Raw genomic sequence first — 1,439 nt, 5'->3', positions numbered from 1 at the left:
ATTTAACCCTAAGGGAGATTTAATAGCTTCTGCAAGTAGGGACAACACAGTGAAACTGTGGCGCTTTAACCAAGATGACTTGACAGCTCATGCTTGCCAGTGGATGAGTGACTACCTGAAAAACAATCCCAATGTCACGGAAGAAGAGCGTCGTCTCTGTGGAGTAGAAGCTTCGGTAACGGCTTTGTTTTTCCAGGGTGAAAAGTTAGCAGCAGAGGGAAAAGTTGACTCAGCTATTTCTGCTTTCCAAAAGGCTGTTAAACTTGGCTCTAATTTTCCCTTTAATGCAGCAATAGCAAAGGAGTTAGCACAGGAGAATAAAGTAAAAGAAGCGGAGAAGTTATTGAGGGCGTTTATCAAACTGGATGACAATATTGATTTGTTGCCAAAAACGGAAGTTAAAGACCAAAACCCAGTATTAGTAGTGCGTCAGTTTCAAGCAGAAGGGAAAGTAAAAAAGGCAGTGCAATTGATCAAAGACCGGAAAATTGAGGAAGCAATAAATAAGTTTAAGGAAGCTCAAAAGTTGCAGTCTGATATTGACCTGAATTCAGACACGGAGGAAATAGAAATAGATGCAGAAGCAGTGGCGAAAAAATTAGCTGCTCCGGGTAAAGTAGAAGAGGGAAAATATTTAGCCAAAGATGGAAAAATTGAACAGGCAATTTCTTTGTTTAAGGAAGCTCAAAAGTTGCAGTCTGATATTGACCTGAATTCAGACACAGAGGAAATAGAGAAAAATCCAGAAACAGTGGCGAAAAATTTCGCTGCTCTTAGTAAATTAGAAGTGGGAAAAACATTAGCAAAACATGGAGAAATAGACGAAGCAATTAATCTTTACAAAGAAGCAAAAAAATTAGATTCAGAGTTAGAAATAACTGCTGATGATTGGAGTTACATTTGTCATCGTGGTAGCTTATATAATCGAGCCAAAGATGTAATGTTTGCTTGTGAAAAAGCAGTTAAAATCGCGCCGGAAAATGGAGGTTTTATAGGTAGTCGTGGTTTGGCACGGGCATTAACAGGAGATTTTCCTGGAGCTATTAAAGACTTTGAGGCGTATATTAAATGGACGGAAGATGATGAGTTCAAAGCACGACTACAAGGCTGGGTTGATGCTTTAAAAAAAGGGGAAAATCCTTTTACAGAAGAGGTGTTGGAGGAGTTGAAGTAGAAGTCAGAAGTTTTGATGAAGTTGTAAGTTTTTTTAATAATCAACAAATTTCAATGCTTGTACTTTCCATCTATGTAAACCGGATTTGGTATCAGGAGGAATTACAGAGGATGTAGTCCGAACATGGGGTAGGGGCGGGTTCATCTGATAATCTGTAATATCATGTCCGGATAATTAGGGTTTGCTGAAAAAGTCTTATGGGTAAGGGTAGGAGACAGGAGACAGGAGACAGGAGACAGGAGAAATGGGAATGAGCGAGGAGGTA

1 pseudogene is annotated in these 1,439 nt (G+C 39.5%); it reads left to right on the top strand.

The window, feature by feature from the left end:
* Window positions 1-1,174 (top strand): annotated as a pseudogene (locus tag F6K13_RS33065) (hypothetical protein); the annotation flags it as partial.
* Between the last annotated feature and the right edge of the window lie 265 nt (window positions 1,175-1,439).

Origin of the sequence: Okeania sp. SIO2B9 (genome assembly GCF_010672505.1) — a bacterium.
Lineage (GTDB): Bacteria > Cyanobacteriota > Cyanobacteriia > Cyanobacteriales > Microcoleaceae > Okeania > Okeania hirsuta.
Note: the sequence above shows the minus strand (reverse complement) of the source record. Positions and strands in the feature narration are given on the sequence as shown.